The 23103-nt window shown below is 58.0% G+C and carries 22 protein-coding genes; 14 read left to right on the top strand and 8 right to left on the bottom strand.

What is annotated here, in order from left to right:
* Positions 1-14 precede the first annotated feature (14 nt).
* A complete protein-coding gene (locus tag RBB75_RS11205) occupies positions 15-1106 on the bottom strand; it encodes an ABC transporter permease (RefSeq protein ID WP_179636666.1) in 1092 nt (363 codons plus the stop codon).
* Positions 1107-1179: 73 nt separating this feature from the next.
* Positions 1180-2706 carry a hypothetical protein gene (locus RBB75_RS11200; RefSeq protein WP_179636665.1) on the bottom strand — a complete coding sequence of 509 codons (1527 nt, stop codon included), beginning with the start codon at positions 2704-2706 and terminating at the stop codon, positions 1180-1182.
* Positions 2707-3049: 343 nt separating this feature from the next.
* On the opposite strand from RBB75_RS11200, the gene RBB75_RS11195 reads away from it, so the two are divergent.
* Complete coding sequence (locus RBB75_RS11195) at positions 3050-3466, top strand: helix-turn-helix domain-containing protein (protein ID WP_179636664.1); 417 nt, start codon at positions 3050-3052, stop codon at positions 3464-3466.
* Positions 3467-3741: 275 nt separating this feature from the next.
* Positions 3742-4914, top strand: coding sequence for a methionine adenosyltransferase (gene metK / locus RBB75_RS11190; protein ID WP_179636663.1), 1173 nt, complete (start codon positions 3742-3744; stop codon positions 4912-4914).
* Between the two features lie 79 nt (positions 4915-4993).
* Here metK and RBB75_RS11185 read toward each other — a convergent pair whose 3' ends face one another.
* Positions 4994-5614, bottom strand: a complete 621-nt coding sequence (locus RBB75_RS11185) for a TetR/AcrR family transcriptional regulator (protein WP_179636662.1) — start codon at positions 5612-5614, stop codon at positions 4994-4996.
* Positions 5615-5694: 80 nt separating this feature from the next.
* Between RBB75_RS11185 and RBB75_RS11180 the strand changes: the two genes are divergently transcribed.
* Both RBB75_RS11180 and RBB75_RS11175 read left to right on the top strand, forming a co-directional pair.
* Positions 5695-6804 carry an aldo/keto reductase gene (locus tag RBB75_RS11180; RefSeq protein ID WP_179636661.1) on the top strand — a complete coding sequence of 370 codons (1110 nt, stop codon included), beginning with the start codon at positions 5695-5697 and terminating at the stop codon, positions 6802-6804.
* 199 nt (positions 6805-7003) lie between these two features.
* The gene (locus tag RBB75_RS11175; RefSeq protein WP_353068133.1) at positions 7004-7963 is read left to right on the top strand and encodes a transglutaminase-like domain-containing protein; all 960 of its coding nucleotides are present in this window, start codon (positions 7004-7006) and stop codon (positions 7961-7963) included.
* 1 nt (position 7964) lies between these two features.
* On the opposite strand, the gene RBB75_RS11170 is transcribed toward RBB75_RS11175, so the two are convergent.
* Positions 7965-8465, bottom strand: a complete 501-nt coding sequence (locus RBB75_RS11170; RefSeq protein WP_353068132.1) for a DUF3455 domain-containing protein — start codon at positions 8463-8465, stop codon at positions 7965-7967.
* A 117-nt stretch (positions 8466-8582) separates the two neighbouring features.
* Between RBB75_RS11170 and RBB75_RS11165 the strand changes: the two genes are divergently transcribed.
* The 4 genes from RBB75_RS11165 (at position 8583) to ahcY (ending at position 13050) form a co-directional block, all read left to right on the top strand.
* Positions 8583-9710: a bifunctional transcriptional activator/DNA repair enzyme AdaA gene (locus RBB75_RS11165; RefSeq protein WP_353068131.1), complete on the top strand. Its 1128-nt coding sequence runs from the start codon at positions 8583-8585 to the stop codon at positions 9708-9710.
* 61 nt (positions 9711-9771) lie between these two features.
* Entirely contained in the window at positions 9772-10062 is a 291-nt protein-coding gene (locus RBB75_RS11160) for a hypothetical protein (RefSeq protein WP_353068130.1), read from the top strand.
* Positions 10063-10078: 16 nt separating this feature from the next.
* Positions 10079-11380 (top strand): MFS transporter, encoded by a 1302-nt coding sequence (locus RBB75_RS11155; protein WP_353068129.1) that lies wholly within the window; start codon positions 10079-10081, stop codon positions 11378-11380.
* Positions 11381-11583: 203 nt separating this feature from the next.
* On the top strand, positions 11584-13050 hold the full coding sequence (gene ahcY, locus RBB75_RS11150; protein WP_353068128.1) for an adenosylhomocysteinase: 1467 nt from the start codon (positions 11584-11586) through the stop codon (positions 13048-13050).
* 262 nt (positions 13051-13312) lie between these two features.
* Here ahcY and RBB75_RS11145 read toward each other — a convergent pair whose 3' ends face one another.
* From RBB75_RS11145 to RBB75_RS11130, 4 genes are all read right to left on the bottom strand, one after another.
* On the bottom strand, positions 13313-13651 hold the full coding sequence (locus RBB75_RS11145; protein WP_353068127.1) for a hypothetical protein: 339 nt from the start codon (positions 13649-13651) through the stop codon (positions 13313-13315).
* A gap of 189 nt (positions 13652-13840) precedes the next feature.
* Positions 13841-14593, bottom strand: a complete 753-nt coding sequence (locus RBB75_RS11140; RefSeq protein WP_353068126.1) for a DUF4397 domain-containing protein — start codon at positions 14591-14593, stop codon at positions 13841-13843.
* Positions 14594-14774: 181 nt separating this feature from the next.
* A complete protein-coding gene (locus tag RBB75_RS11135; RefSeq protein WP_353068125.1) occupies positions 14775-17249 on the bottom strand; it encodes a PP2C family protein-serine/threonine phosphatase in 2475 nt (824 codons plus the stop codon).
* 251 nt (positions 17250-17500) lie between these two features.
* Entirely contained in the window at positions 17501-17809 is a 309-nt protein-coding gene (locus tag RBB75_RS11130; RefSeq protein ID WP_179636653.1) for a ComEA family DNA-binding protein, read from the bottom strand.
* 362 nt (positions 17810-18171) lie between these two features.
* On the opposite strand from RBB75_RS11130, the gene hisI reads away from it, so the two are divergent.
* Genes hisI through hisH form a run of 6 tightly spaced genes read left to right on the top strand, consistent with a single transcriptional unit; the run spans position 18172 to position 23102 of the window.
* Positions 18172-18510 (top strand): phosphoribosyl-AMP cyclohydrolase, encoded by a 339-nt coding sequence (hisI, locus tag RBB75_RS11125; RefSeq protein WP_353070382.1) that lies wholly within the window; start codon positions 18172-18174, stop codon positions 18508-18510.
* A complete protein-coding gene (gene hisG / locus RBB75_RS11120) occupies positions 18507-19388 on the top strand; it encodes an ATP phosphoribosyltransferase (protein WP_353068124.1) in 882 nt (293 codons plus the stop codon). Before hisI ends, hisG begins: the two co-directional genes overlap by 4 nt.
* Positions 19389-19435: 47 nt before the next feature.
* Entirely contained in the window at positions 19436-20695 is a 1260-nt protein-coding gene (gene hisD / locus RBB75_RS11115; protein ID WP_353068123.1) for a histidinol dehydrogenase, read from the top strand.
* Positions 20692-21849, top strand: coding sequence for a histidinol-phosphate transaminase (gene hisC / locus RBB75_RS11110; RefSeq protein WP_353068122.1), 1158 nt, complete (start codon positions 20692-20694; stop codon positions 21847-21849). The genes hisD and hisC overlap by 4 nt, the downstream gene beginning before the upstream one ends.
* The gene (gene hisB, locus RBB75_RS11105; protein WP_179636649.1) at positions 21849-22448 is read left to right on the top strand and encodes an imidazoleglycerol-phosphate dehydratase HisB; all 600 of its coding nucleotides are present in this window, start codon (positions 21849-21851) and stop codon (positions 22446-22448) included. The genes hisC and hisB overlap by 1 nt, the downstream gene beginning before the upstream one ends.
* A gap of 42 nt (positions 22449-22490) precedes the next feature.
* Entirely contained in the window at positions 22491-23102 is a 612-nt protein-coding gene (gene hisH, locus RBB75_RS11100; RefSeq protein ID WP_179636648.1) for an imidazole glycerol phosphate synthase subunit HisH, read from the top strand.
* Position 23103: the final 1 nt, after the last annotated feature.

Below are 23103 nucleotides of genomic sequence, written 5' to 3'. Positions count from 1 at the left end.
TTTGGCTGATCGGGTTACTCGTAGGAGAGGGCGTCGATGGGGTCTTTGCTGGCGGCTTTTAGGGCTGGGTAGAGTGCGCCCAGCAGAGCTCCTATGAAGGCTATAAGGGTGGCCTTCCAGACGTAGGGGACGTTGATGACGAAGTCGAGTGTGGGGAAGCGGGACTCGAGCGCGGCACTGAGAGCAAAGCTGGCTGCGATGCCGATCACGATACCGATGGTGGCGAGGACGCCGGTCTCGCGGAGAACGATGCCTACGATGTAGGAGCGGGAGGCTCCCATGGATTTGAGGATGCCGATCTCGCGGGTGCGCTCCATGACGGCGGTGTACATGGACTGAAAGATGACGAGGAAGCCGATGATGACGGCGATGCCGATGACGACCTGGAGGCCGATGTTGAAGCCGGGGAGGCGGTCGGGTGAGATGGAGGAGAGGTACTCTTCGGCGGTGGCGACGTTGTAGGTGCTCATGCCGGGGGTGGCAAGGATGTCTTTGCGGACTTCGTCCTGGTACTTCGGCTGGTCCTCGGTGCGGAGGTAGAACATGGTGGCTTTGCCCTCGGTGCCGGTGAGTGCGCCCATGGTGTCGATGGGGACGAACTTGCGGCCGCCTTTGCCGTGGGCGACGATGCCGCAGATGCGGAAGGGGTGGTTGAGGATGCTGATGGGGTCGCCGACCTTTTTGCCGGCGGCGGCGTAGTCGTCGAGGATGACGTCGTCGGGGCCCTGGAAGGGGGTGCCGGAGAGAAAGACGAAGGGGAGAAGGGCGTCGAAGCTCTTGAAGTCGATGCCGTAGATGGTGTCGAGGGAGCTGTTGATCTGGACGTTGACGGGGGCGGAGACGATGACGTGGGGGACTTTGGCGAGGATGTCAGCGACCTTGATGGAGGCTCCGGCGGGGCTCATGCCGATGAGGTTGCTGGCGGTGTTGGGGCGGACGAACATGTCCATGCCGATGCCGTTCTGGCGGGTCTTGAAGCCGTTGAGTTTGCCCATGAGGATTGCGGTGATGGAGAGGATCATGATGACCTCGATGGCGATGGCGAGGCAGCTGATGAGCGAGCGGAGGGGGCGATGGACCAGATTGCCGACGACTAATTTGTTCATGCTTGTACCAGTGTATGGGAATGTCCTGCCGGACGGGCCTCCCGCGCAGGGATCCCGTCCGGCAGGACAGATGTCAAGAGGCGGGATTCTGATCCGGCTTTGGCGGCGGCGGGAGGAGCAGCCGGCCGGCGATGCTTCGAATCGAGGCTCCGCGGCGGAGTTCGATGCCCTCGGGTCCGATAAAGAGGGTCCCGATAAGAGGAGCAATGTAGGCGCCGACAACCGCGGCAAAGACGATACCGAAGGCCGCGTAGGTTGCTGTGTAGACCATGTTGCCGATGTCGCCTTCTGGAGCGGTGTGGGTGTAGAGGACCAGGACCAGAAGTCCCCATGGGGTCTCTCGCGTATCTCCGCAGAGGGATTCGAAGACGAAGAAGAGGAGGAACCAGATGGCCGGTGCGAGGAGGAAGATGCCCTTCCATCCGATGAGATGGAAGGCGGTGGCGGTGGAGGAGAACGATACGCCGGTGGATTCGTCGTTTTCGCCTAGAAGGCCAACCTCGTGGGCGTAGATATTTCCGGCCAGCAATGCGGGTTTATTGGGCCAGATAAAGTGGGGGACGAGATTCTCGAAGGCTTCAACGATGGGGTAGATGCCAAAGTTTCCGAACTGCGCTGTGTGGTTGATGAGAGCGTCGTCGATCGAGATCATCTCAAGGCGGTCAAAGAATCCCTGGGAGTTGTTGTAGTAGCCGAGGATGCGTTCATCGTAGGAGCCGGCGGAGGTCAGGAGGTATTGTTCGCGGACGTACCCGAGATTGGAAAGGAGAGAGAACACTGTGGAGATGCTGACGCCGCCATTTTCTTCTCGATAGGTTCTTCCATATTGGGCATAGGGGACCAGGTACCGGAAGATAAAGATGGTGACGAGAATTCCGCCGAGAATCTGCGCTCGATTGAGTTTGTACTTCTGAGAAGCTATCGCCAGGAGCCAGCAGGCAAAGGGGGATAACATGCCTTCTTTGGAAAAGCCCAGGACGCCGAAGGCGAACATGAAAGATCCGGCGAGCAGAACCGGCAGATTGACGCTGCGCTTTCCGCCGCTGCGGCGGATGGTGTTGATGACCCCCAGGACGACCGCCAGGGACCAGAAACGATTGAGCTGGTTGAGAGCGCTGAGGACCGATCCGCTGCCGGCGGGGAAGACGACAAAGGCGATTTGGAGCAGGACGCCCGCGATGAGACTGCCGACGGTGGCTGTCTGCATCTTGGCGTCGGAGACCATCTTTCCCAGGAGCGCATGCCGTGGGGCGGATCTTTTGGTGAAGTAGACGGCGACCAGCATCATGCACATGCCGGCGAGTAGAACCCGGATGGTGAGCTCGGGGTCAAAGAGATTGGAGTCTGCCGCTTCGTCGAGGTACGCCTTCATGCAAAGGCCGACGATGACGCCGAGGACGGAGTTGAAGAAGATGAAGGCTCCGGAGGTTCGGGTGAATCCTCCTGCGACGTTGAAGGCATGCGTAGCGACGAGAATATAGAAGAAGCAGCAGAGCACGAAGGTAGGGCTGGTGCCTTGAGCGAGCTGGATGACCATGAGGGTCACCGCAAAGAAGAATACGGGGACGATCGGAATGCGTTCAGGAAATGGGAGGCGCACTCATTCTCTTTCTCAATCGGGTCGATTCCGCGAGGCGTGTGCTGGCAGGTGCGAAGCGTGCGGGTGATCGTCAAAAAGCTTTGGAAGAACTGGATCGAGGCTTCACCAGCGATGATAGCGATTGGCCGGGGGATCGTCAAAGCTATCCCACTTAAGGGGAGTATGGGGGATCACCGGGAAGTAACCGTTCTAAGTACCATGGTTCCAATGGGGTAGGCGAGTAGAGCATCCCCCAAAAGTGGCTTTGACTTTGACAAATGCTCAGGTCTATTCTTCGATCAATTAACGTGCGTTGGACTGGAGTTGTGGCGGTTCGCGCCGATTAGAGTTAGACGGAAGCCAAATGGAACGATTCGGCGTCGAGCTACGAAGGGAGCGCGAGAGACGGCAGGTCTCGATGGAGCGGGTCTCCACGGAGACCAAGGTTTCGCTGCGCCATCTGGAGGCGCTGGAGGCCGGGGAGTATGGCGAGCTGCCTGGTGGGGTCTTCCGAAAAGGTATTGTTCGCGGCTATCTGACGGCGGTGGGACTGGAGGAGTCGCCGTGGATGGAACGATTCGAGGCTAGTCTGCGGGAGAGCGGAGCAGATAGCCAAAATACCGACTGGACGGAGTTTGCTGAGAATGTACGGCGAAACCGAAGCGGCGGCGGGCAAAAGACGAACATGCGCTGGATGGGCGTTGGCTCCATGGTGACGATGCTGGGGGTTCTGGGCTGGGCGGTGTGGAAGTTCGCTCTGCATGGACGATTGATCCCGTAGCGCGATTCCTTTAGCTCGATCCAGAAGAGTTGCGGGAAGCTTGCATTCAGTTTCGGGTCTGGGTGGGCAGGATGAGTGTTTCGTGGAGTTCCCTACGATAAACGGGCGCGGCGTTGCCGCCTGATGCTGACCGCTTGATGCAGAATATGGCCGTTGAATGATCGTCCGACGCCGATGGATGTGTCTCTTTGCCCGGTTGACCTTTGCGCGGGTAAAATGAAGGGATGCATGCTGCTCCGGGCTAAGTGTCCGGGCAGGTACTCTTTGGAGGAGTTTTGGCTAAACGCGACCGTTTTCTGTTTACGAGTGAGTCTGTCACTGAGGGGCATCCGGATAAGATTGCCGATCAGATCTCCGATGCGATTCTGGACGCCTGTCTGGCGCAGGATCCCTATAGCCGCGTGGCGTGCGAGACGCTGACCTGTACGGGTCTGGTGGTGATCGCCGGGGAGATTACGACGAAGGCTTATGTCGATTTTCAGAGCCTGGTGCGGGGCACGGTTGCCGCGATTGGGTATGACAATGCGCTGTATGGGTTCGACTCGAATACCTGCTCGGTGATCTCGACGATCAATAAGCAGTCGGGCGATATCGCGATGGGCGTGGATACGGGCGGAGCGGGCGACCAGGGCATGATGTTCGGGTATGCGACGAACGAGACGCCGGAGCTGATGCCGACGCCGATCTCGCTGGCGCACAAGCTGGCGTACCGGTTGAGCGAGGTTCGCAAGAATGGCCTGATGGCTTACCTGCGGCCCGATGGCAAGAGCCAGGTGACGGTGGAGTATGACGCGGACAATAAGCCGAAGCGGGTGGATGCGGTTGTGATCTCGACCCAGCATGCTGAGAACGTTGGGAACGAAGAGCTGCGCGGGGATATTTTGAAGCACGTGATTCAGGCTGTGATTCCTGCGGCGCTGCTGGACCAGGATACGAAGTACCACATCAATCCGACGGGGCGGTTTGTGGTCGGCGGACCGATGGGCGATACGGGTTTGACGGGCCGGAAGATCATCGTGGACACGTATGGCGGCATGGGACGGCATGGCGGCGGAGCGTTCAGCGGTAAGGATGCGACGAAGGTGGACCGTTCGGCGGCTTATATGGCGCGGTATGTGGCGAAGAACATCGTCGCAGCTGGGCTGGCGGATCGCTGCGAGGTGCAACTGGCCTACGCGATTGGTGTGGCTGAGCCGGTGAGCGTGTTGGTGGATACGTTTGGCACGGGCAAGATTGACGAGTCGAAGTTGGAGGATCTGGTGCGGAAGAACTTCTCGCTGACGCCGAAGGGCATCATCGAAGGGCTCGATCTGCGCAAGCCGATCTTCAAGGCGACGGCTGCGTATGGTCACTTCGGCCGCAAGGGAGAGGGCTTTACGTGGGAGAAGACCGACAAGGCCGCTGCGCTGGCGGAGCAGGCTGGGGTGAAGCAGTTGGCTTCCCACTAGATTTTCTTCTGGATGGATTTGGAAAAGATGGCGGGTCTTCGGGCCTGCCCTTTTTTCTTGTCGTAGTCCTTGTTGTGGTCTAGTTTGAGGTTGGCCACGCCAACATCGCTACAGCGGCGACAGAGGACAGCTTTTCCCGATTGGAACCGTCGCGAGCCAAGGTGGACATGCCTTGAATGACGGCCATGATGTGACCGGCCAGGGCGTCTGCGTCGATCTTTGGCGTCAGCTTTCCTACTCTCTGATCTTGAAGTATTTTGTCTCGAAGACGCTTCTCGATGCGGATTCGAATCCGGGACAGAGCCTTCTGCACATCGGCCGCGACAGGCGAGCAGCTGATGGCCGAACTTGCCAGCAGACATCCTGCAGGAGTGGCTTCGTCCGTGAAGCCGATCGTGGCAGCATGCAGCAAACCGGCTGCCGCCGCCCGTGCCGTAGGGGCTTCCTCGATGATCGACTTTGAAGTCACCGGGCCGGAGACATAGCGATGAACGGCATCCAGGAAGAGTTGCTTCTTGTCACCGAAGGCGGTGTAGAGGGAGGGCGGGGTGATCCCCATAGCTTTGGTCAGATCGTTCACAGAGGTTGCTTCATATCCGTGCTGCCAGAAGAGCAGCATCGCCTGGTGCAACGCTGCTTCGCGATCAAACCCCAACGGCCTTCCAGGCTTGCGCCTAGCTGTTTGCTGAAGCGTTTTCATAGTTATTACTATTAAACACCTTGACATCATCTTGCAAGCGGAGTGTACTTATTTTCATAGCGAACACTAAGGAAACCATTATGCCTTTTACGAACTATCGCACTCTTGGCCGTTCCGGCCTCGTCGTCAGCCCAATCGCTCTTGGCACCATGACCTTCGGCACCGCACGGTGGGGGATGGATGAAGCTGGATCGAGCGCTGTGTTTAACGCCTATGTGGAGGCGGGCGGCAACTTCGTCGACACGGCGGATGTGTACGCTGGGGGCCGCAGTGAAGAGATGCTCGGTGGCTTCCTCGCTGAGCGGAAGTTGCGTGATCAGATCGTGGTCGCGACTAAGGCCGGGTTTGCGGCAGGCCAGGGTGTCCACGTGGGCGGGAATGGCGCGAAGCATCTCCACGCCGCTCTCGAAGGCTCGCTGAGACGGCTGCGAACCGACTACGTTGACTTGTTCTGGATTCACGTCTGGGACTCGGTTACGCCTGCCGAGGAGTTGCTCGAAAGCATGACCGCGCTGGTACGAGCGGGCAAGATCCGTTACTGGGGGATGTCGAATGCGCCTGCCTGGTATGTCGCGAAACTCGCGACGCTTGCCACGGTTCGGGGGCTTCCGGGTCCTATCGCCCTGCAGTATTTCTACTCTTTAGTAAATCGCGACCTAGAGGATGAGCATGTGCCGCTTGCGAAGGAGTTCGGGATGGGAGTTGTGCCCTGGAGCCCGCTTGCCTATGGACTGCTAACGGGCAAGTACGACCGCGCGACCGTTGAGGCGGCAGCGCCACGAGCGGGTGGGTTGCCACGAGATGCGGCTACAGGGAACGCGAAACGTCCTGATGGCGACAAGCGGCTTGATGGAGCAAATCCTTTCGGCAATTCGCTGTTTACGGAACGCAACTGGAAGATTGTGGAGGAGCTGAAGCGGGTTGCCGGAGAGGCTGGCCAGAGCCCTGCTCGCATGGCGCTGGCCTGGGTTTGCGGGAGGCCGGGCGTCACATCGACTCTGATGGGAGTGAGCCGGGCCGAGCAGGTGACCGACAATGGTGTGGCTTTGGACATCGTTCTTTCACCGGAACATCGCGCTGCACTGGATGCAGTGAGTGCACATGCCGATCCGAAGCTCTATAGTCTCTTCACACCCGCAGTGCGCCAACAGGTTGTGTTCGGTGGGAGTGCTGTCACGGCTTGGACATAAAGTCACGGCCTGAACATAGACCCGATGGGTTGGCGCGAAGTTCAAGTCCACAAAAGCGCATCGTTGCGCCTATGGGTTTGAGCCTGCCGGTTGATCTGCTTTTTGGTGGTGGGGTATTGGGGGAGATGCAGTAGACTGCTGGCTATCGCTTAATTTGCATCACACTTTAATACCAACCCCAGTAGAAAAGAGGGTATTGATGCTCGTTAAGTCTGAATACGATATTCAATTTCATCTTCCTATGCCTACGCCGATGGTGGCTATGCTGCATCTGCACCCTTCACTGAAGTCCCAGGTGAGGGCGGGCAATGAGCTGAAAGTTGAACACATTAACGGAGAGACTAAAAGCGATGTTCCGGTGTCGGAGTATCACGAGACTGATGTTCCGGTGTTGGAGTATCACGATGTGTTTGGGAACCGTTGCACGCGTTTTATGGCGCCGGCTGGTGGCATCCGATTGAGCGGGACCAGTGTTGTTGAGATGGAGGGGTTGGCGGACCCGATCAATGCGTATGCCCAGCAGGCTGCGGTGGAGGATCTGCCTTCGGAGGTGCTGCAGTTTCTGCTGGCGAGCCGGTACTGCGAGGTGGATAAGTTTGGGCCGATCGCGCAGGATCTGTTTGGGTGGATGACGCCGGGATGGACGAAGGCTTCGGCGATTCGCGACTGGGTGCACGAGAAGGTGATGTTCAACTACAAGACGGCACGGCCGACGAAGACGGCGATGGATGTGTTTACGGAGCGGGTGGGGGTGTGCCGGGACTATCAGCACCTGGCGATTACGCTGTCGCGTTGCCAGAATATTCCGGCTCGTTATGTGACAGGGTATCTGGGGGATATTCGCGCGCCGTTTAGCGGGCCGGGGGATTTCAGCGCGTGGTACGAGGTGTTTCTCGATGGGCGCTGGATGACGATGGATGCGCGACATAACGAACCGAGGATTGGACGGGTGTTGATGGCGGCGGGGCGGGATGCGGCGGATGTGGCGATTACGACTTCGTTCGGGAATGCGATTCTGACGAACTTTTATGTGGACAGCTACGAGGTGCTCGAGGATGGGACGACGGTGCCGAGTCTGCCGGGCACGATTGCGCAGGAGCCTATCGTGACTTCGTCGAATCGCGGCTCGGCGGGGACGGTTCAGGGCTTCAGCGAGTAGCTCAGGGCTTCGCGGAGTAGAAGGTGTAGGTGGCGGTGTAGGGTACGCGGGCTACGGCGTCTGCGTGGCATTCATCACAGCCGGTGGTGGGGGCGATGCCGCCGTGGGTGTCGGAGCGACGGATAAAGTCGGCTTTAGTGAGGATGCCGGTGCGGGCGGGGTTGACTGCTTTGAGAAGGAGCCAGGGAATGGAGGCAGGGTCGGGCGATGGGACTTTGACCTGGACGATGCCCTGGATGGAGCTGCTGTCCTGATAGTTCCAGACGGGGCCGTCGCCGTGGGTGGCGACTTCGTTGCCGGCGTCGTTGAAGAGGCGGGCAGCGGGTGCGGTGAAGAGCCATTGGTAGGAGTTTTCGTTGCGCTGACAGAGGTAGATCTGGGAGCCCTTCGCGTGGAGGGTGAGGATCGGCTGCTGGGGCGGCGGAGGGATGGTCTTGTCTTGGGCCCTTGCGGTGAGGGAGAGGGCAGAAAAAGTTGTGGCGAGAGTGACAGTTCGAATCATGCTTCGCATGAATTGAGTTTAGCTTGACGGCGTGCGCGATTGAAGTGATCTGCATGATGCGAGTTTGGGTGACCGAAACGGAGTGTGCGGATTTGGCGGGGATGGGAGGATACTGGAATGACAGAGACCATGATGATGACCAGTGCAGCGAAGAGCGATGTGGAGGTTCCGAGTTACTTTCCCGGGAAGCAGTGGCAGCAGGTGCTGGGGCGGGATAGGAGTGCGGATGGGCAGTTTGTGTATGCCGTGAAGTCTACGAAGGTTTATTGCAAGCCGAGTTGCGCGAGCCGGCGGCCTTCGCGGAAGAATGTGACGTTCTTCCCTACCCCGGCCTTGGCTGAGGCTGCTGGGTATCGTGCTTGTTTGCGATGTGAACCCGATAGGACTGAGGCGAAGGCCGATCCGCAGGCGGGTGCGATTGCGGCGGTGACTGAGTATATGCGGGAGAATGCGGGCTCGGAGACGCGGACGCGGCTGGCCGATGTGGCGAAGGCTACGGGCGTGGGGCGGTTGACGATTCTGCGTGGGTTCAAGCGGGTGCTGGGGGTGAGTCCAGGACAGTATGCGAAGGAGGCTCGGCTGGAGCGGTTCAAGACTAAGGTGAGGGAGCCTAAGAAGGTGAAGGCTCCGATTACGGATGCTATCTATGAGGCGGGGTTTGGTTCGAGCAGCAGGCTGTATGAGAAGAGTGCGGCGACGCTGGGGATGACTCCGCGGGTGATGCGGGAGGGTGGGGCCGGGTTGCTGATTCGATACTGCACGGCGGCTAGTCCGCTGGGACGGATGCTGGTGGCGACGACGGATGTGGGGATCTGCTCGATTGCTTTTGGGAAGGATGACAAGGAACTTATTGCTGGGTTGCGGGAGCAGTTTTCTAAGGCGCAGCTGGTGGTGGCTAAGGGAAATACTGGTTGGCTGGCAGATGCTGTGGCGTTTGTTGCGAGCCAGCTGGGGGAGCATCCGCTGGCGGCTACGTTTCCGCTGGACGTGAGGGCTACGGCGTTTCAGCAGCGGGTTTGGAAGGCACTGCAGGCGATTCCGCGGGGAGAGACGCGGAGCTACTCGGAGGTGGCGTTGCAGCTTGGTGCGCCGACGGCTTCGCGTGCGGTGGCTGGGGCTTGCGGGGCGAATCCGATTGCGATTGCGGTGCCTTGCCATCGCGTGGTGGGGAAGGATGGGGCGATCACTGGGTATCGTTGGGGCGTGCAGCGGAAGCGGCGGCTGCTGGAAGCTGAGAGGGCGTGACGGCATGGTAGGCTGCATAGGGTTGGATTGGGTTGGATAGGGTCCACTGATGAGCGCGGTGATGAGTAAAGCGATACCGGATGGCGCGAAGAAATGGCTTGTGGCGTTCCTCGGAGTGCTGCTCCTCTCTTTGCTTCTGGTGTTGGGAGATATTGTTGCGGCGTTCGTCTACTTTGCGGATAAGAGCAATCCGCTGTGGGTGACGTTGTTGGGTGTTACGGGAGCGTTTGGAGTTGCGGTGGGCTTTGGCGGATTTTTTCTTCTGATGGCAATTGCGGGTTGGCAGTCGCTTCGCGAGGCGCGGCGTGTGCAGGTGATTCCTCCGGTTTCTCGCGGCGGATCGACGACCTAATACGAAAAGGATCGGGATGGAATCGACGGCGACGGTGGATGGGCGGGCGCTTTACTCGAAGATTACTTGGCGGCTGATTCCTTATATTTTTCTGCTTTACATTGTGGCTTATCTGGACCGGGTGAATGTGGGATTTGCTGCTTATGATCTGCAGCGGGATCTTCACTTCAGCAACACGGTGTATGGGACGGGCGCGGGGATTTTTTTTCTGGGGTCGGTGCTGTTCGATCTGCCTAGCAATTTGATGTTGACGCGCGTGGGGGCGCGGATATGGATTGCGCGGATCATGATCTCGTGGGGTGTGATCTCGACCTGCATGATGTTTATGCACTCGAAGGAGTCGTTCTATGTGCTGCGGTTTCTGCTGGGGGTGAGTGAGGCGGGATTTTTTCCGGGGATGATTATTTATCTGACGTACTGGTTTCCTACACAGGAGCGGGCGCGGGCGGTGGCGAAGTTTATGACGGCGACGTCGCTGGCGGGAGTGGTGGGTGGACCGCTGTCGAGTTATCTGCTGAAGCTGGATGGTGTGGGTGGGTTGGCAGGGTGGCAGTGGTTGTTTGTGTCGGAGGGAGTTCCTACGGTGCTGCTGGGGATTTCGGTTTTGTTTGTGCTAAAGGATGGACCGGCGAATGCGGGTTGGCTGCGGCCTGAAGAGCGCACATGGCTTGAGGGGGAGTTGCAGCGGGATAAGGAGCTGTCTGGTGCTTCGACACACCATCGGCTGCTCGATGCGTTTCGGCTGCCAGCTTTGTGGGTGCTGGCGGGTGTTTATTTTGTGAGCCAGGTGGGCGTGTATATCGTGAACCTTTGGATGCCGCTTATTCTGCAGAGCTTTTCGCATGGTGGGGACAGGGATGCAATTTTGATCGCGCGGTATGCGACGTTTCCTTATCTTGCTGCGGCGGCGATGACGGTGGTGGTGGGGTGGAGTTCGGATAAGCGGAAGGAGCGACGATGGCATATCGCTGGGTGCCTGACGTTGTCGGCGGTGGGGTTTGCTTGGGCGGCTTGGGCACATGCGCTGGTTGTGGCTTTGTGTGCAATGACGCTGGCGGCTATTGGGCTCTGGAGCATGATGGGGCCGTTCTGGACGCTGGCGACAAGCATGTTGAGTGGGACAGCGGCGGCGGGGGCTGTGGCGATTCTGCAGATGGTGGGTGGCGTAGGCGGATTTGCGGGCCCCTATATGACCGGGCGGCTGAGGGATGCTACGCAGAGCTTTACCGGCGGACTTTATTTGATTAGTGCCATGGCTCTTGGTGCGGCGGGGCTGGCTTTGGTGGCTAGGAATCGACAGACGCCGATTGTTAAATGATCGCTAAGCATTCCTGCCTTATGAGTTTTGTTGCTCATTGATTGCCGAAATTCTGGGTGACAAGTCCAGGCCTGGTCATCTCACTGAAAAGACTCAGGAAGAGTTCGATAGGGCAAATCGCTACTGCGCCTATTTCATAAGGGAGAAAAGCTGCGATGGTATTCTGGAGTAAGTAAAAATTCAGCATTTTGAGGTTTTTAGACATGGCGACAGCGACAGTCGATAAGGCAGCAGCAGGGGCGGATTACAAGGTAGCCGACATTTCTCTGGCGGATTTTGGCCGGAAGGAGATTGAGATCGCCGAGCAGGAGATGCCCGGGTTGATGTCGATCCGCAACAAGTATGCCGCGGGGAAGCCGCTGGCTGGCGTTCGCGTGACCGGCTCGCTGCATATGACGATCCAGACGGCTGTGCTGATTGAGACGATGGTAGCGCTGGGCGCGAAGGTTCGCTGGGCGAGCTGCAATATCTTCTCGACCCAGGACCATGCAGCGGCTGCGATTGCGGCGGCGGGTGTGGCGGTGTTTGCCTGGAAGGGCGAGACACTGGAGGAGTTCTGGTGGTGCACGAATGAGTCACTGAAGTTCCCTGACGGCAAGGGTGGATTGCTGGGGCCGCAGCTTGTGATCGACGATGGCGGCGATGTGACGCTGCTGATCCACAAGGGCGTCGAGTTGGAGAAGGGTGCCGCGGCCGGAGCAAAGGACCAGTGGGTTGATTCGCCTTCGAGCTCGACCGAAGAGGATGTGATCAAAGCTCTGTTGAAGAAGGTACATGCGGAGACTCCGACACGCTGGCAGGATGTGGCGAAGGAGTGGCGCGGCGTCTCCGAGGAGACGACAACGGGCGTTCACCGGCTCTACAAGATGCTGGAGAAGGGCACGCTGCTGGTTCCGGCGATCAACGTCAATGATTCGGTGACGAAGTCGAAGTTCGATAACCTGTATGGCTGCCGCGAGTCGCTGGTGGATGGCATCAAGCGCGCGACCGATGTGATGGTTGCGGGTAAGGTTGCGGTGGTCTGCGGTTATGGCGATGTGGGCAAGGGCTCGGCAGCTTCGCTGCGTGGGCTGGGGGCGCGAGTGGTCGTGACGGAGATCGATCCGATCAATGCGCTGCAGGCTGCGATGGAGGGCTATGAGGTCACGACGATTGAGGAGACTCTTGGTCGTGGCGATATCTACGTGACCTGCACGGGGAACGTGGACATCATCACGGTGGAACACATGAAGCTGATGAAGGACCAGGCGATCGTGTGCAACATCGGCCACTTCGACAACGAGATTCAGATGGAGCCGCTGAATGCGCTAAAGGGCGTGAAGAAGCTGAACATCAAACCGCAGGTAGACAAGTACACGTTCGAGAACGGCAACAGCATCTTCGTTCTAGCTGAGGGCCGGCTTGTGAACCTGGGCTGTGCGACCGGGCATCCGAGCTTTGTGATGTCGAATAGCTTTGCGAACCAGACGCTGGCTCAGCTTGATCTGTGGAAGAACAAGGATACCTACAAGATCGGGATCTACATTCTTCCGAAGAAGCTGGACGAAGAGGTTGCACGGCTGCACCTGGAGAAGATCGGCGTGAAGCTGACGACGCTCTCCAAGAAGCAGGCAGATTACCTGAGCGTTCCGGTGGAAGGACCTTACAAGGCGGATCACTACCGGTACTAAACTTCAAGACGAAACAAAGGGCCGCTGAGGAGTTCCTCGGCGGCCCTTTTGTTTTGCTGCATGGAGAGAACGAAGCAGGTTTGATTCAGTCTTCAGGGTTGCAGTTATTGAAAACTCCTGTCGCGGGCAGAGACTAAATACGGGGGTCTCTCCACTGCGCAGCGGACGATGATACTGTCCGCTGCTTCGGTCGAGATGACGTATTTTTGGGGCATCACCGGGACGGCTTGCTCGAGATGGTCCGCTAGGCGCGGGTTGTGCACTACCTCACCTTGTTGTTGTGCTTGTCGCGGTAGATGCGGCGGGACTCCTGATTCTGCTGGTGGTGGATGGTCTGGCGATCGGATTTGGTGAGGTGGCCGTTGTCCTGGGCGCGCATACCACGCTCTTCCCTGTTGATACCAGCTTCCTGATGCTCGAGGTGCGAGGTTTCGCCGGCAGTGAGTTGGCCGGTCTGAACACCCTGACCGATGCGCTGCTGCTGGTCGCCTTTGCGCTGGTTGATGTTGTAGTCGTTCTGGCCCGGGGTTGGAGTCTGCGCGAATATGGCAGCGGGGGCGAGAGTGAGTGTGGCGATGAGGGCAAGTTTGGTAAAGCTCATATTGGCGCTCCTGTGATCTTCCTGCGGCGGCTTCGATCTTGCTGCTGCCGCTTTCGGAGGGAATAGACACAGGGGTTTTGCGGGTGTTGTGGTGAGACGGAGAAGTATATTTTTTTAAATGCCGCGACTTTAGAGCTTTCTGAGGGTATGCGCGAGGCTTGTAGGGGGTCGTTCGGTGCTGGTCCGGGGCTAATTGGCGGCGGGATCAAAGTCGCTGGCCGTGATGACCTGGAGGCCAGGTGCGGAAGGCTGCTGCGGGTCGATCAGGATGATGGTGCGGGCCGCGCCTGAGGCATAGGTGACCTGGGGGCCGTTGTAGATCGCGAGAGGTGGCGCGGGTGGAATGGTTCCGGCGGGCATCGCGACCAAGGAGTAGGCGCCCGCCGGGAGGTTGAGGTAGCCGGTGTTGGCTCCGAAGAGAGTGTTGGTGACTGTGGGGGCGACTGCGACGAGTCTCTGGCCGGCGGGGACGAGGTAGATGTCGATGGGGCCGGAGTGGGTGGCCTGGTTGAGGAAACGGAGTGCGATCTGGCCGGCGGGAGCGGGCTGGCTCTGGTCGGTGAGGGTGAGCTGCTGCAGGCTGGCGGCGGTGCTGCCGATCAGAACCGTGTACTGGCCGGAGGTCGCGAAGTTCGCCTTGGATGCGGAGAGGACCTGCCTGGTTCCGGCGGTGTTGGCGGCGATTGTTTCGTTGCCGGGCGAAAGGGGAATGTAGGAGGTGACGGTGCCGAAGCCGAGATTGTGAGCGAGTGCGTTGGGGCCCTGGTAGATATCGAGTCTAGGAGCGTCGGGTGAGGCCGTGACGACGCGCAGCTGGGGCACGGGGGTACTGCTGATGATGGCGCCGCAACCGGTAAGTGCGAGCAAGAGCGCTGCGGCTCCAACGACACGGGTGATGGGACGGACGAGTGAAGTGATGTTGAACATAAATCGTCGAACCATTTAAATCCAGAAGGACATCAGGAGACGTCGGTGCTGTGTCGGTTGAACTTTGGCTGCCCTACCTTCACTCTACTTGATTTCGTCGCGCCGGCGAAGGCAGAGTGAAGGGTGGTTATAACCCATCTGTGGGATTACGAAGGATTTATCAATTTTTATTGAGGGCGTCTTTTTTGCGGTCGGACTAAGCGTGGGTGCGGCCGATGGTGCAGACGAGGAGGGTCATGTCGTCGTGTTGAGGAGCGCCGTCGGTGAATTTGTCGGCGGCGTCGAAGATGCAGGTGAGGAGCTGGTCGGCGGTTGTGGTGCAGTCAGGGCGAGAGAGGAGGTGTCTGGCGGAGGCAAGCATGTTGTCTTCGCCCCACTCTTCGTCGCTGTGGTTCATGGCTTCGGAGATGCCGTCGGTGAAGGCGAGGAGAACATCGCCGGGATGTAGTTGGAGGGTGGCCTGGGAGTATTCGGAGTGAGCGAGAAGGCCTACTACCGTTCCGGTGGCTTCGAGAGCGATGGTTTCGGCGCCACGGAGGACGTAGGGCGGGTTGTGTCCGGCGTTGACGTAGGTGAGGAGATGGTTGACGGGATCATATTCGGCGTAGAAGAAGGTGGCGTAGCGGCTGGCGGTGGAGGACTCATAGACCATGTCGTTGACGCGGGAGATCAGAGTACCCAGATCACCCTGCCGCAGGCCGGCGATGCTGCGAAGGCTGGCGCGGAGGCTAGCCATGACAAGAGAGGCGGAGATGCCCTTGCCTGAGATGTCGCCGAGTGCGAGAGCGAGAGGAGCTTCGTCTGCGGAGGTTGAGGGAAGGAGAAAAAAGTCGTAGTAGTCGCCGCCGACGACCTGCGCTGGACGACAGAAGCCAGCGAGGTCGACGCCGGAGACTTTGGGACAAGTCTGCGGAAAGAGGCGCTCCTGAACCTCACGGGCGATCTCGAGCTCGCGGGAGATGCGTTCGCGATGAGTGACCTCTGTGGTGAGGTTTTCAAATAGCTCGGCGTTTTCAAGAGCGAGGCCGGTTTGGGAGGCGATGGTCTGGAGGAGCTGGCGGTCGGTTTTGCTGTACGGCTCCTGGGAGCTCTTGGGGCCGAGAGCGATGACTCCGGCGAGACGGGTGCGGCCGGGCAGAGGGACGAGAAGTTCGGTGGAGAGATCGTTGAGGGCGTTACGTTCGGCGTCGGTGGCGTCGATGAGCCAGCTGGAGGGATCGTCGCGATAGACATTGGCAGGGGCTTTGGCGCGGCTGAGTGTGGTGATGGTGGTTGAGGCCGCCGGAAGTGAGAAGATCTGGGCTGCGCCGGCGACCATGGGCATTCCGGTGGCTAGCTCGAGATGATAGGTATCACCGGAGCGAAGGAAGACGGCGATGCGGTCGATGTGGAGGGTGGAGCCGAGGCGGCGTGTGATGGTTTCGAGGAGCGGGGTGACTTCAGTGAAGTTGCGGGCTTCGTCGGAGAGCTCGGAGAGGAGCTGCTCGGTGGAGTAGGCCTCGCGGAAGAAGCGCTGGTCAATCATCTTTTGCAGGCGATTCGAGAGGAGAAAGCGGAAGGCGAAGAAGACTCCGATGATGAGGAAGATGCGGATGATGTCGTTGCGCTGATGATCCGGGTGTCTGAAGAAGTCGTTGAGGGAGAAGGCCATCCAGATAGCAAGCGCAACTCTTATCATCGTGAGAGATTCGCGGGCGAAGGCGTAGCGGGTTCCCTGGCGGATGATGATGCGAAGGTCCATTGCACGCTGTACGACGACAACGTAAGCAAGAGAGAGCGGGAACAGAAGAAGAATGAAGAATACAGCGATATTGACCCACTCAGGTATGCCCTGACCGAAGTCGGTTCGTTTGTAGAGGGAGTACAGGAGAACGAGAAAGAACGGCGTGAGACCGATAGAAGCCCCAAAGTAGAGGATGCGGAGGCGGCGGCGGGCATCTCCGGTGGCCTGCCCGATCTTTGGACCCAGATTAAAGAAGAACCAACTGATTGCCAGGGCGCTGAGGATATTTTCAGCTACGTTGATGTCGAAGATATAAGGCGCTATCCACGAGATCGAAGCAAAGCTCCACATGTCGCCGTAGTTGGCGATGAAATCCGTGGAGGTCAGGAGCATGAGCGGAATCGCTATGAACCATTTGACCCAGGGCAGTTTGATATCGAGTTGTGAACGCTCGGGAAAGTAGACCCCGAAGAACATGAGGCAGATTGGCATGGCAGATTGAGCCACGATGTTCCAGATCAAAGCGACGACCAAAAGATAGGGTCCGGTGATCAGGGTCGGGTTGATGATGAGAGCGTTGAAGTAGCCGAGAACGCCCAGAATCAGCCAAGCGTTTAGATTTCTCGGACGAGCAAAGACCACCCACATACCCAGGAGAAGACAGAAGAAGGGCAGTACGGGGACCACCACGTTGATTGCGTTTTCGAGGGGCGACCGCTTCCTGTACTGGACCGCAGCCAGCCGAATGCTCGTCGATCTGATTGCTGCGTCGGCGCCGCGGCGATAGGTAATGGACATTGTGTCGCCCGGCGAAGTGCTACGAATTTGACCGAGAAGCATACTGCGGCTGGTGTACGGCTGGCCGTTGATTGTGAGCACGGTATCGAAGGGTTTGAGGCCGGCGGCAAGAGCCTCTTCGCGGAGGTTGGTCGTTGTGGCCAAACGCATGCCACTTTCGAATGGGGCTTGCACAATGGACTGGCCATGTACCAGGACGTCGAAATCGCGAATTCCAGCACCGTAGGCATGAAGGAGCGCGAACGCGGCTACCAGGGCGAGAAAGAAGTATTGGAGGCGTGCGGATCTCTGGGGCATAGGCCAGTTGGAGAGATGGTAGCAGCGATGTCAAGGGTTGAAGAGGGTTAAAAGAGACAGGCATCCTTGCCTGGATGCCCGTCCGTGTAGCGTTCTACGTGCGCCTATTTCTTGGGGTGGCTGGCGATGATCTGGTCCTTGATCTTGTTGTAGGTGGCCTGCGGGAGGACGCCCTTGGTGACGAGCTGATTCTTTGCGGTGTAGGGGCGGCCGTCGATGATGCGCTTGGAGTAGGCATCGCCAATACCCGGGAAGGCCTTGAGTTGGTCGGCGGTGGCGGTGTTGATGTCCAGCGGTGCCGTGGCTGCGGCTGCGGCGGGTGTGCCTGCTTTGGATCCCTGGGCGACCGAGAAAATCGGGGCGACGGAGAGCAATAGTGCTGCGGCGAGAAGTTTGTGGCGCAGATTGAGCATCTTGGAATCTCCTACTTTGGGCTGAATGCTTTACAGCGGAAGAGTACGAGAGTGTACGGGCTGCGTCAACGGACAAGTTTCGGGAGCTGACTTTAAAGCTACGGTCGGGCTGGTGCGGTTTGACTTCTCCAAGGTTTGACTTCTCTGGGCTTGAACGCTACCCTGAATGGGAGATGAGCAGGTTGCACCTCCATCACGGCCATTCGCATCATCACGCAGAGAGCGTGTTGGCGGCTATGTCCGGAGTGGCGAAGTAACGAACGCTTACTAAGGATTTCGAAAGGCCCGCTGACGCGCATATCGCGAGCGGGCTTTTTTGTTGCGTGGCGCGGCCAGGGAATGCATCAAGGAAGACAGAAAGGATCGATACCGTGAGGATAGATTTTGCAAAGATGGATGGGCTGGTTCCGGGGATTGTTCAGGATGCGAAGACCGGGGAGATGCTAATGCTCGGTTTTTTGAATGAGATGAGCTACGTGAAGACGCTTGAGAGCGGGTTTGTCACATTCTGGAGCCGGACTCGGCAGAAGCTTTGGATGAAGGGCGAGACGAGCGGCAATCGGCTGCGGGTGATTGAAGCCTCGACCGACTGTGACAACGATGCGCTGCTATTCAAGGTGCAAGTGGAAGGGGATGGGCTGGTTTGTCACGAGGGTACGGTGAGCTGCTTTACGAAGAATATTGCAATGGAGGCGAAGTGAGCGAGACGAAGCGACTGAAGCTGGGAATTCCGAAGGGCAGTTTGCAGGATGCGACGATTGCCCTGTTTGAGCGGGCTGGTTGGCGGATCTTCGCGAACGGGAGGAGCTACTTCCCTTCTATCGACGACGCGGAGATTGAGTGCATGCTGGTGCGGGCACAGGAGATGGCGCGGTACGTGGAGCATGGGGCGCTCGATGCTGGACTGACGGGCAACGACTGGGTGCTTGAGAATGAGACCGACGTGAAGTATGTCACGAGTCTGACGTACTCGAAGCAAAGCCGGCAGAAGGTGAAGTGGGTGCTGGCGGTGCCAGAGGATTCGCCGTTCCAGAAGCCGGAGGATCTGGCGGGCAAGATTATTGCTACGGAGCTGGTTGAGTTTACGAAGCGCTACTTTGCCGAAAAGAAGATACCGGTGACGGTGGAGTTTAGCTGGGGGGCGACGGAAGTGAAGCCTCCTACGCTGGCGGATGCAATTGTGGAGGTGACAGAGACGGGTTCGTCGCTGCGGGCGAACCGGCTGAGGATTATCGAGACGCTGATGGAGAGCGAGACGCAGTTGATTGCGAATAAGACGGCGTACAAAGATGCGTGGAAGCGGGAGAAGATTGAGAATATCTCGCTGATGCTGAATGCAGCGATTGCTGCGCAGGGACGGGTCGGTTTGATGCTGAATGCGCGAAAGGCTGATCTGGAGAAGATCGTAGGTGAATTACCTGCGTTGAATTCGCCGACAGTGTCGCAGCTGAGCGATCAGGAGTGGGTTGCGCTGAATACGATTTTGGATGAAGCGTTGGTTCGCGAGGTGATTCCGAAGCTGAAGGCTGCGGGAGCTACTGGAATTGTTGAGTATCCGCTGAGTAAGGTTGTGTTGTAAGAAGATCGTTCCTGGTTTCGGTAGTGATTTGTCTCTGGAGTTGCGTGATGAAGCTGGTAAGGACCTTTGGCCGTGGCAAAGCTGCGGCGGATGCGTTAATTGAGTCGCTGGAACGACGAGGCGCTGTGAATACGGCGCGGGTGGAGCCGGTGGTGCGACGCATTCTCGCAGCGGTGCGTAGGGGGGGCGATCGAGCTTTACTGAAGTACGCTGCGGAGTTTGATGGGCTTGCAAAGGGTCAGTCGCTGCTGGTGTCTCGTGATGAGATGAAGGCTGCATGGGATTCGACTGCGCCAGCGCTGCAAGCGGCGATGATGGTGGCGCGGGGAAATATTCTGGCGTTCGCCGAGGCGCAGTTGCCCCGGGAGTGGACGATCTCTCCAGTAGATGGAGTCAGGACGGGACAGATTGTGCGGCCGCTGGGCAGCGTTGGTTGCTACGTGCCAGGGGGACGCTATCCGCTGCCTTCGACGTTGTTGATGACGGTGATCCCCTCACAGGTCGCGGGGGTGGAACGGATTGTGGTGTGCTCGCCGAAGCCTGCAAAAGAGACGATGGCTGCGGCTTGGCTGGCTGGGGTGACGGAGCTTTATCGAGTTGGCGGGGCGCAGGCGATTGCGGCGATGGCTTATGGCACGGCTGCGATTGAGCGCGTCGACAAGATCGTTGGACCGGGAAATCTGTATGTGACGGCGGCGAAGGTGTTGGTTTCGGATGAGTGCGGGATCGATATGCCGGCGGGCCCAACGGAGATTGTAGTGACGAGTGAATCTGGGGACGCAGAGGGGATCGCGGCAGATCTAGTTGCTCAGGCAGAGCACGACACGGAGACGCTGGCGGTCCTGATCACGAGTAAAGAAGCTTTGGCCAAGAGGGTTGCAGTTGAGGTGAAGCTGCGAGCGCGCAGCAATTCCATCGCAAAGCAGTCCTTGGCGGCGCGGGGATGCATATTTGTAACATCTTCGGTTCGCGATGCGCAAGAGCTGACAAATCGGCTCGCACCGGAACATCTGAGTGTTGACTCGGAGACTGATCTGAAGTGGGTTCGCAACGCTGGGTCCATCTTTGTTGGCGAGTACACGCCGCAATCGATGGGAGATTATGTCTCTGGCCCTAATCATGTGTTACCTACAGGACGCTACGGACGAATCCGGGGAGGCTTGAGTGTGATGGATCTTGTAAAAGTGATTACGGTTCAGCAGTACACGAAAGCGGGGTTAAAGAAGATGGGACCCCATGCAGTTGCGCTAGCTGAAGCTGAGGGACTGAAAGGGCATGCAGAGAGCGTGCTGGTGAGGATGAGATGAGTCTTGCTACCGATATGGTTACAGATAAAAATATTGTTCAGCCGCGTAAAGCAGTATTAGAGATGCCGGAGTATCACCCGCCACTCGCTGGACGGGATGCTTTACGCCTGGACTTTAACGAGAACACATTCGCTCCCTCGCCGCGTGTGATGGAGACGTTGTTGGCGCTGACGGCGGAGGGACTGACGAAATATCCCGAAAGGGAGCCGGTGGAAAGAATTGTCGCGACGCACTTCGGATTGAAAACGGAAGAGGTGCTACTGACGAACGGCGTCGATGAGGCGATTCACCTGATGTGTGTGGCGTTTCTCGAGGCGGATGACGAAGCGCTGATTGCCACTCCAACGTTTTTTATGTATGACGTGAGCATCAAAATGATGACGCCTCATCTGCGAAAGGTGCAGGCAGATGCGACGATGGAGTTTCCATTCCAGCGATTTATATCCGCCATTACGGAGAAGACAAAGCTGATTATCGTTGCTTCTCCGAACAACCCGACGGGTGCTGCAGTGAGCAGGGGGAACCTACTGGCGATCGCCGCTGCGGCGCCTCAGGCTGTAGTGATGGTTGATGAAGCTTACTATCACTTTCACGGCGAATCGACGATGGAAGATCTGGTGACGGTGCCGAATCTGATCGTGGCCAGGACGTTTTCAAAGGCTTATGGACTGGCGAATCTGCGCGTTGGCATGTTGGCTGGGAATGCAGAGCTTCTAAAGAGTGTGCGGAAGGTGTCTTCTCCGTACAACGTGAATGGAGTAGCGCTGGCTTGTCTGCCGGCTGCGATTGCCGACGAGGGATACCTTTCCTGGTATGCCGAGCAAGTTCGTGCCGGCCGAGAGCGCATGATGGAAGGGCTGCGAGAGCTGGGGGTTCCCTTCTTTCCCAGTCATGCGAACTTTGTCTTGATGAATATTGGGCCAAGGCATGCGGTGCTGGTGGACGCGATGAGAAGGCACGGTGTTCTATTGCGCGATCGATCTACTGATCCTGGATGTGTGGGTTTTGTGCGTATCACTATCGGGGTCGAAGACCACGTAACGCTTGGACTGGCGGCGCTGAAGGCCTCGCTGCAGGAGATTGGATGGAAGAAGGAGCAGGCGAGCGAGTCGGCGAGTCAGCAAGTCGGCAGTGAAGATAGGGAGTTTGAGTGATGGCGGAGCGCATTCGGACGGCGACGGTAAAACGAGATACGAACGAGACGCAGATTGCGTTGGAGCTCGTCGTCGATGGACAGGGCGTGTACAAGGTGTCGACAGGGATTCGTTTTTTTGACCACATGCTGGAGTTATTTACACGCCATGGGGGGTTCGACCTGACGCTAAAGTGCACAGGCGATCTCGATGTCGACCAGCATCATACTGTGGAAGATGTGGGGATTGCTTTGGGGGAGGCTTTTGGCAAAGCACTGGGCGATAAGAAAGGCATCATGCGCGCCGGATACTTTGTGATGGCTATGGATGAGACGCTAGCTGTCGCGGCGGTGGATCTTAGTGGACGAGTTGCTTATGTTGTCGACGATAAAGTGAAAGTTCGTTTAGTCGGAGATTTCCAGAGCGAGTTGCTGGCCGATTTCTTTGATGGATTCGCTCGTGGGGCGAAGGCAAACGTTCATGTGAAGACGATGTATGGACGCAGCAATCATCACAAGATCGAGGCGATCTTTAAAGCGTTCGCACGGGCGTTGCGCGGAGCTTGTTCGCGAGATGAGCGGATGAGAGAGATGTTACCGAGTACCAAGGGACTGCTTTGATTTTGTGTTTACCCATGAGAAATGGGCAAGTAAGGCTCTGTCATGATTGCGATTATCGATTACAAAGCGGGAAACCTGGCCAGCGTGGTGAAGACGCTGAACTACCTTGGCGCGCGCGACATGGTGGTGACTCAGGATCCTGCAGTGGTGCGCGGAGCGGCAAAGGTGATACTGCCAGGGGTCGGACACTTTCAGGCTACTTCCCTGTTGCGCGAACTTGGATTGAAAGACGCGGTGCGGGACAGGATTGCTAAAGGTGCGTGGTTCCTGGGGATATGTGTTGGGTTGCAGTGGCTGTTTGAGGGATCAACCGAGGCTCCGGGGGCGGCTGGGTTGGGACACTTTGCGGGGATGTGTGAGCGGTTCCCTCCTCAGTTTGAGGGTGTTGAGTTGAAGTCGCCGCATGTTGGGTGGAACTCGCTGGAGAGGTTGAGCGCTGGTTCAAGATTGCTGCGCGGGGTTGAGCGTGGTGGTTTTGTTTACTACACTCACTCGTGGCGTGCTCCAGTGATTCATGCAACTGCTGCAGTTACAGAATATGGCGGGACGTTTACGGCGGTGGTCGAAAAAGACAATGTGATGGGCGTGCAGTTTCATCCCGAGAAGTCTAGCGCAGTGGGATTACAGGTTTTGAAGAACTTTGTGGAGTTGTGAA

Source organism: Tunturibacter empetritectus, from assembly GCF_040358985.1.
Classification (GTDB): domain Bacteria; phylum Acidobacteriota; class Terriglobia; order Terriglobales; family Acidobacteriaceae; genus Edaphobacter; species Edaphobacter empetritectus.
This window is presented reverse-complemented; position numbering and strand designations above follow the sequence as displayed.

What these genes read in the sequence shown, in the direction of transcription:
- hisD (WP_353068123.1), top strand. Translation starts at nt 19,436, where the DNA reads ATGAAGCTGGTAAGGACCTTTGGCCGTGGCAAAGCTGCGGCGGATGCG.
- RBB75_RS11170 (WP_353068132.1), bottom strand. Translation starts at nt 8,465, where the DNA reads ATGATTCGAACTGTCACTCTCGCCACAACTTTTTCTGCCCTCTCCCTC.
- RBB75_RS11160 (WP_353068130.1), top strand. Translation starts at nt 9,772, where the DNA reads ATGAGTAAAGCGATACCGGATGGCGCGAAGAAATGGCTTGTGGCGTTC.
- RBB75_RS11140 (WP_353068126.1), bottom strand. Translation starts at nt 14,593, where the DNA reads ATGGTTCGACGATTTATGTTCAACATCACTTCACTCGTCCGTCCCATC.
- RBB75_RS11205 (WP_179636666.1), bottom strand. Translation starts at nt 1,106, where the DNA reads ATGAACAAATTAGTCGTCGGCAATCTGGTCCATCGCCCCCTCCGCTCG.
- hisH (WP_179636648.1), top strand. Translation starts at nt 22,491, where the DNA reads ATGATTGCGATTATCGATTACAAAGCGGGAAACCTGGCCAGCGTGGTG.
- RBB75_RS11185 (WP_179636662.1), bottom strand. Translation starts at nt 5,614, where the DNA reads ATGAAAACGCTTCAGCAAACAGCTAGGCGCAAGCCTGGAAGGCCGTTG.
- RBB75_RS11130 (WP_179636653.1), bottom strand. Translation starts at nt 17,809, where the DNA reads ATGCTCAATCTGCGCCACAAACTTCTCGCCGCAGCACTATTGCTCTCC.
- RBB75_RS11155 (WP_353068129.1), top strand. Translation starts at nt 10,079, where the DNA reads ATGGAATCGACGGCGACGGTGGATGGGCGGGCGCTTTACTCGAAGATT.
- hisC (WP_353068122.1), top strand. Translation starts at nt 20,692, where the DNA reads ATGAGTCTTGCTACCGATATGGTTACAGATAAAAATATTGTTCAGCCG.
- hisB (WP_179636649.1), top strand. Translation starts at nt 21,849, where the DNA reads ATGGCGGAGCGCATTCGGACGGCGACGGTAAAACGAGATACGAACGAG.
- RBB75_RS11135 (WP_353068125.1), bottom strand. Translation starts at nt 17,249, where the DNA reads ATGCGTTTGGCCACAACGACCAACCTCCGCGAAGAGGCTCTTGCCGCC.
- RBB75_RS11165 (WP_353068131.1), top strand. Translation starts at nt 8,583, where the DNA reads ATGACAGAGACCATGATGATGACCAGTGCAGCGAAGAGCGATGTGGAG.
- RBB75_RS11145 (WP_353068127.1), bottom strand. Translation starts at nt 13,651, where the DNA reads ATGAGCTTTACCAAACTTGCCCTCATCGCCACACTCACTCTCGCCCCC.
- RBB75_RS11195 (WP_179636664.1), top strand. Translation starts at nt 3,050, where the DNA reads ATGGAACGATTCGGCGTCGAGCTACGAAGGGAGCGCGAGAGACGGCAG.
- RBB75_RS11180 (WP_179636661.1), top strand. Translation starts at nt 5,695, where the DNA reads ATGCCTTTTACGAACTATCGCACTCTTGGCCGTTCCGGCCTCGTCGTC.
- RBB75_RS11175 (WP_353068133.1), top strand. Translation starts at nt 7,004, where the DNA reads ATGCTCGTTAAGTCTGAATACGATATTCAATTTCATCTTCCTATGCCT.
- ahcY (WP_353068128.1), top strand. Translation starts at nt 11,584, where the DNA reads ATGGCGACAGCGACAGTCGATAAGGCAGCAGCAGGGGCGGATTACAAG.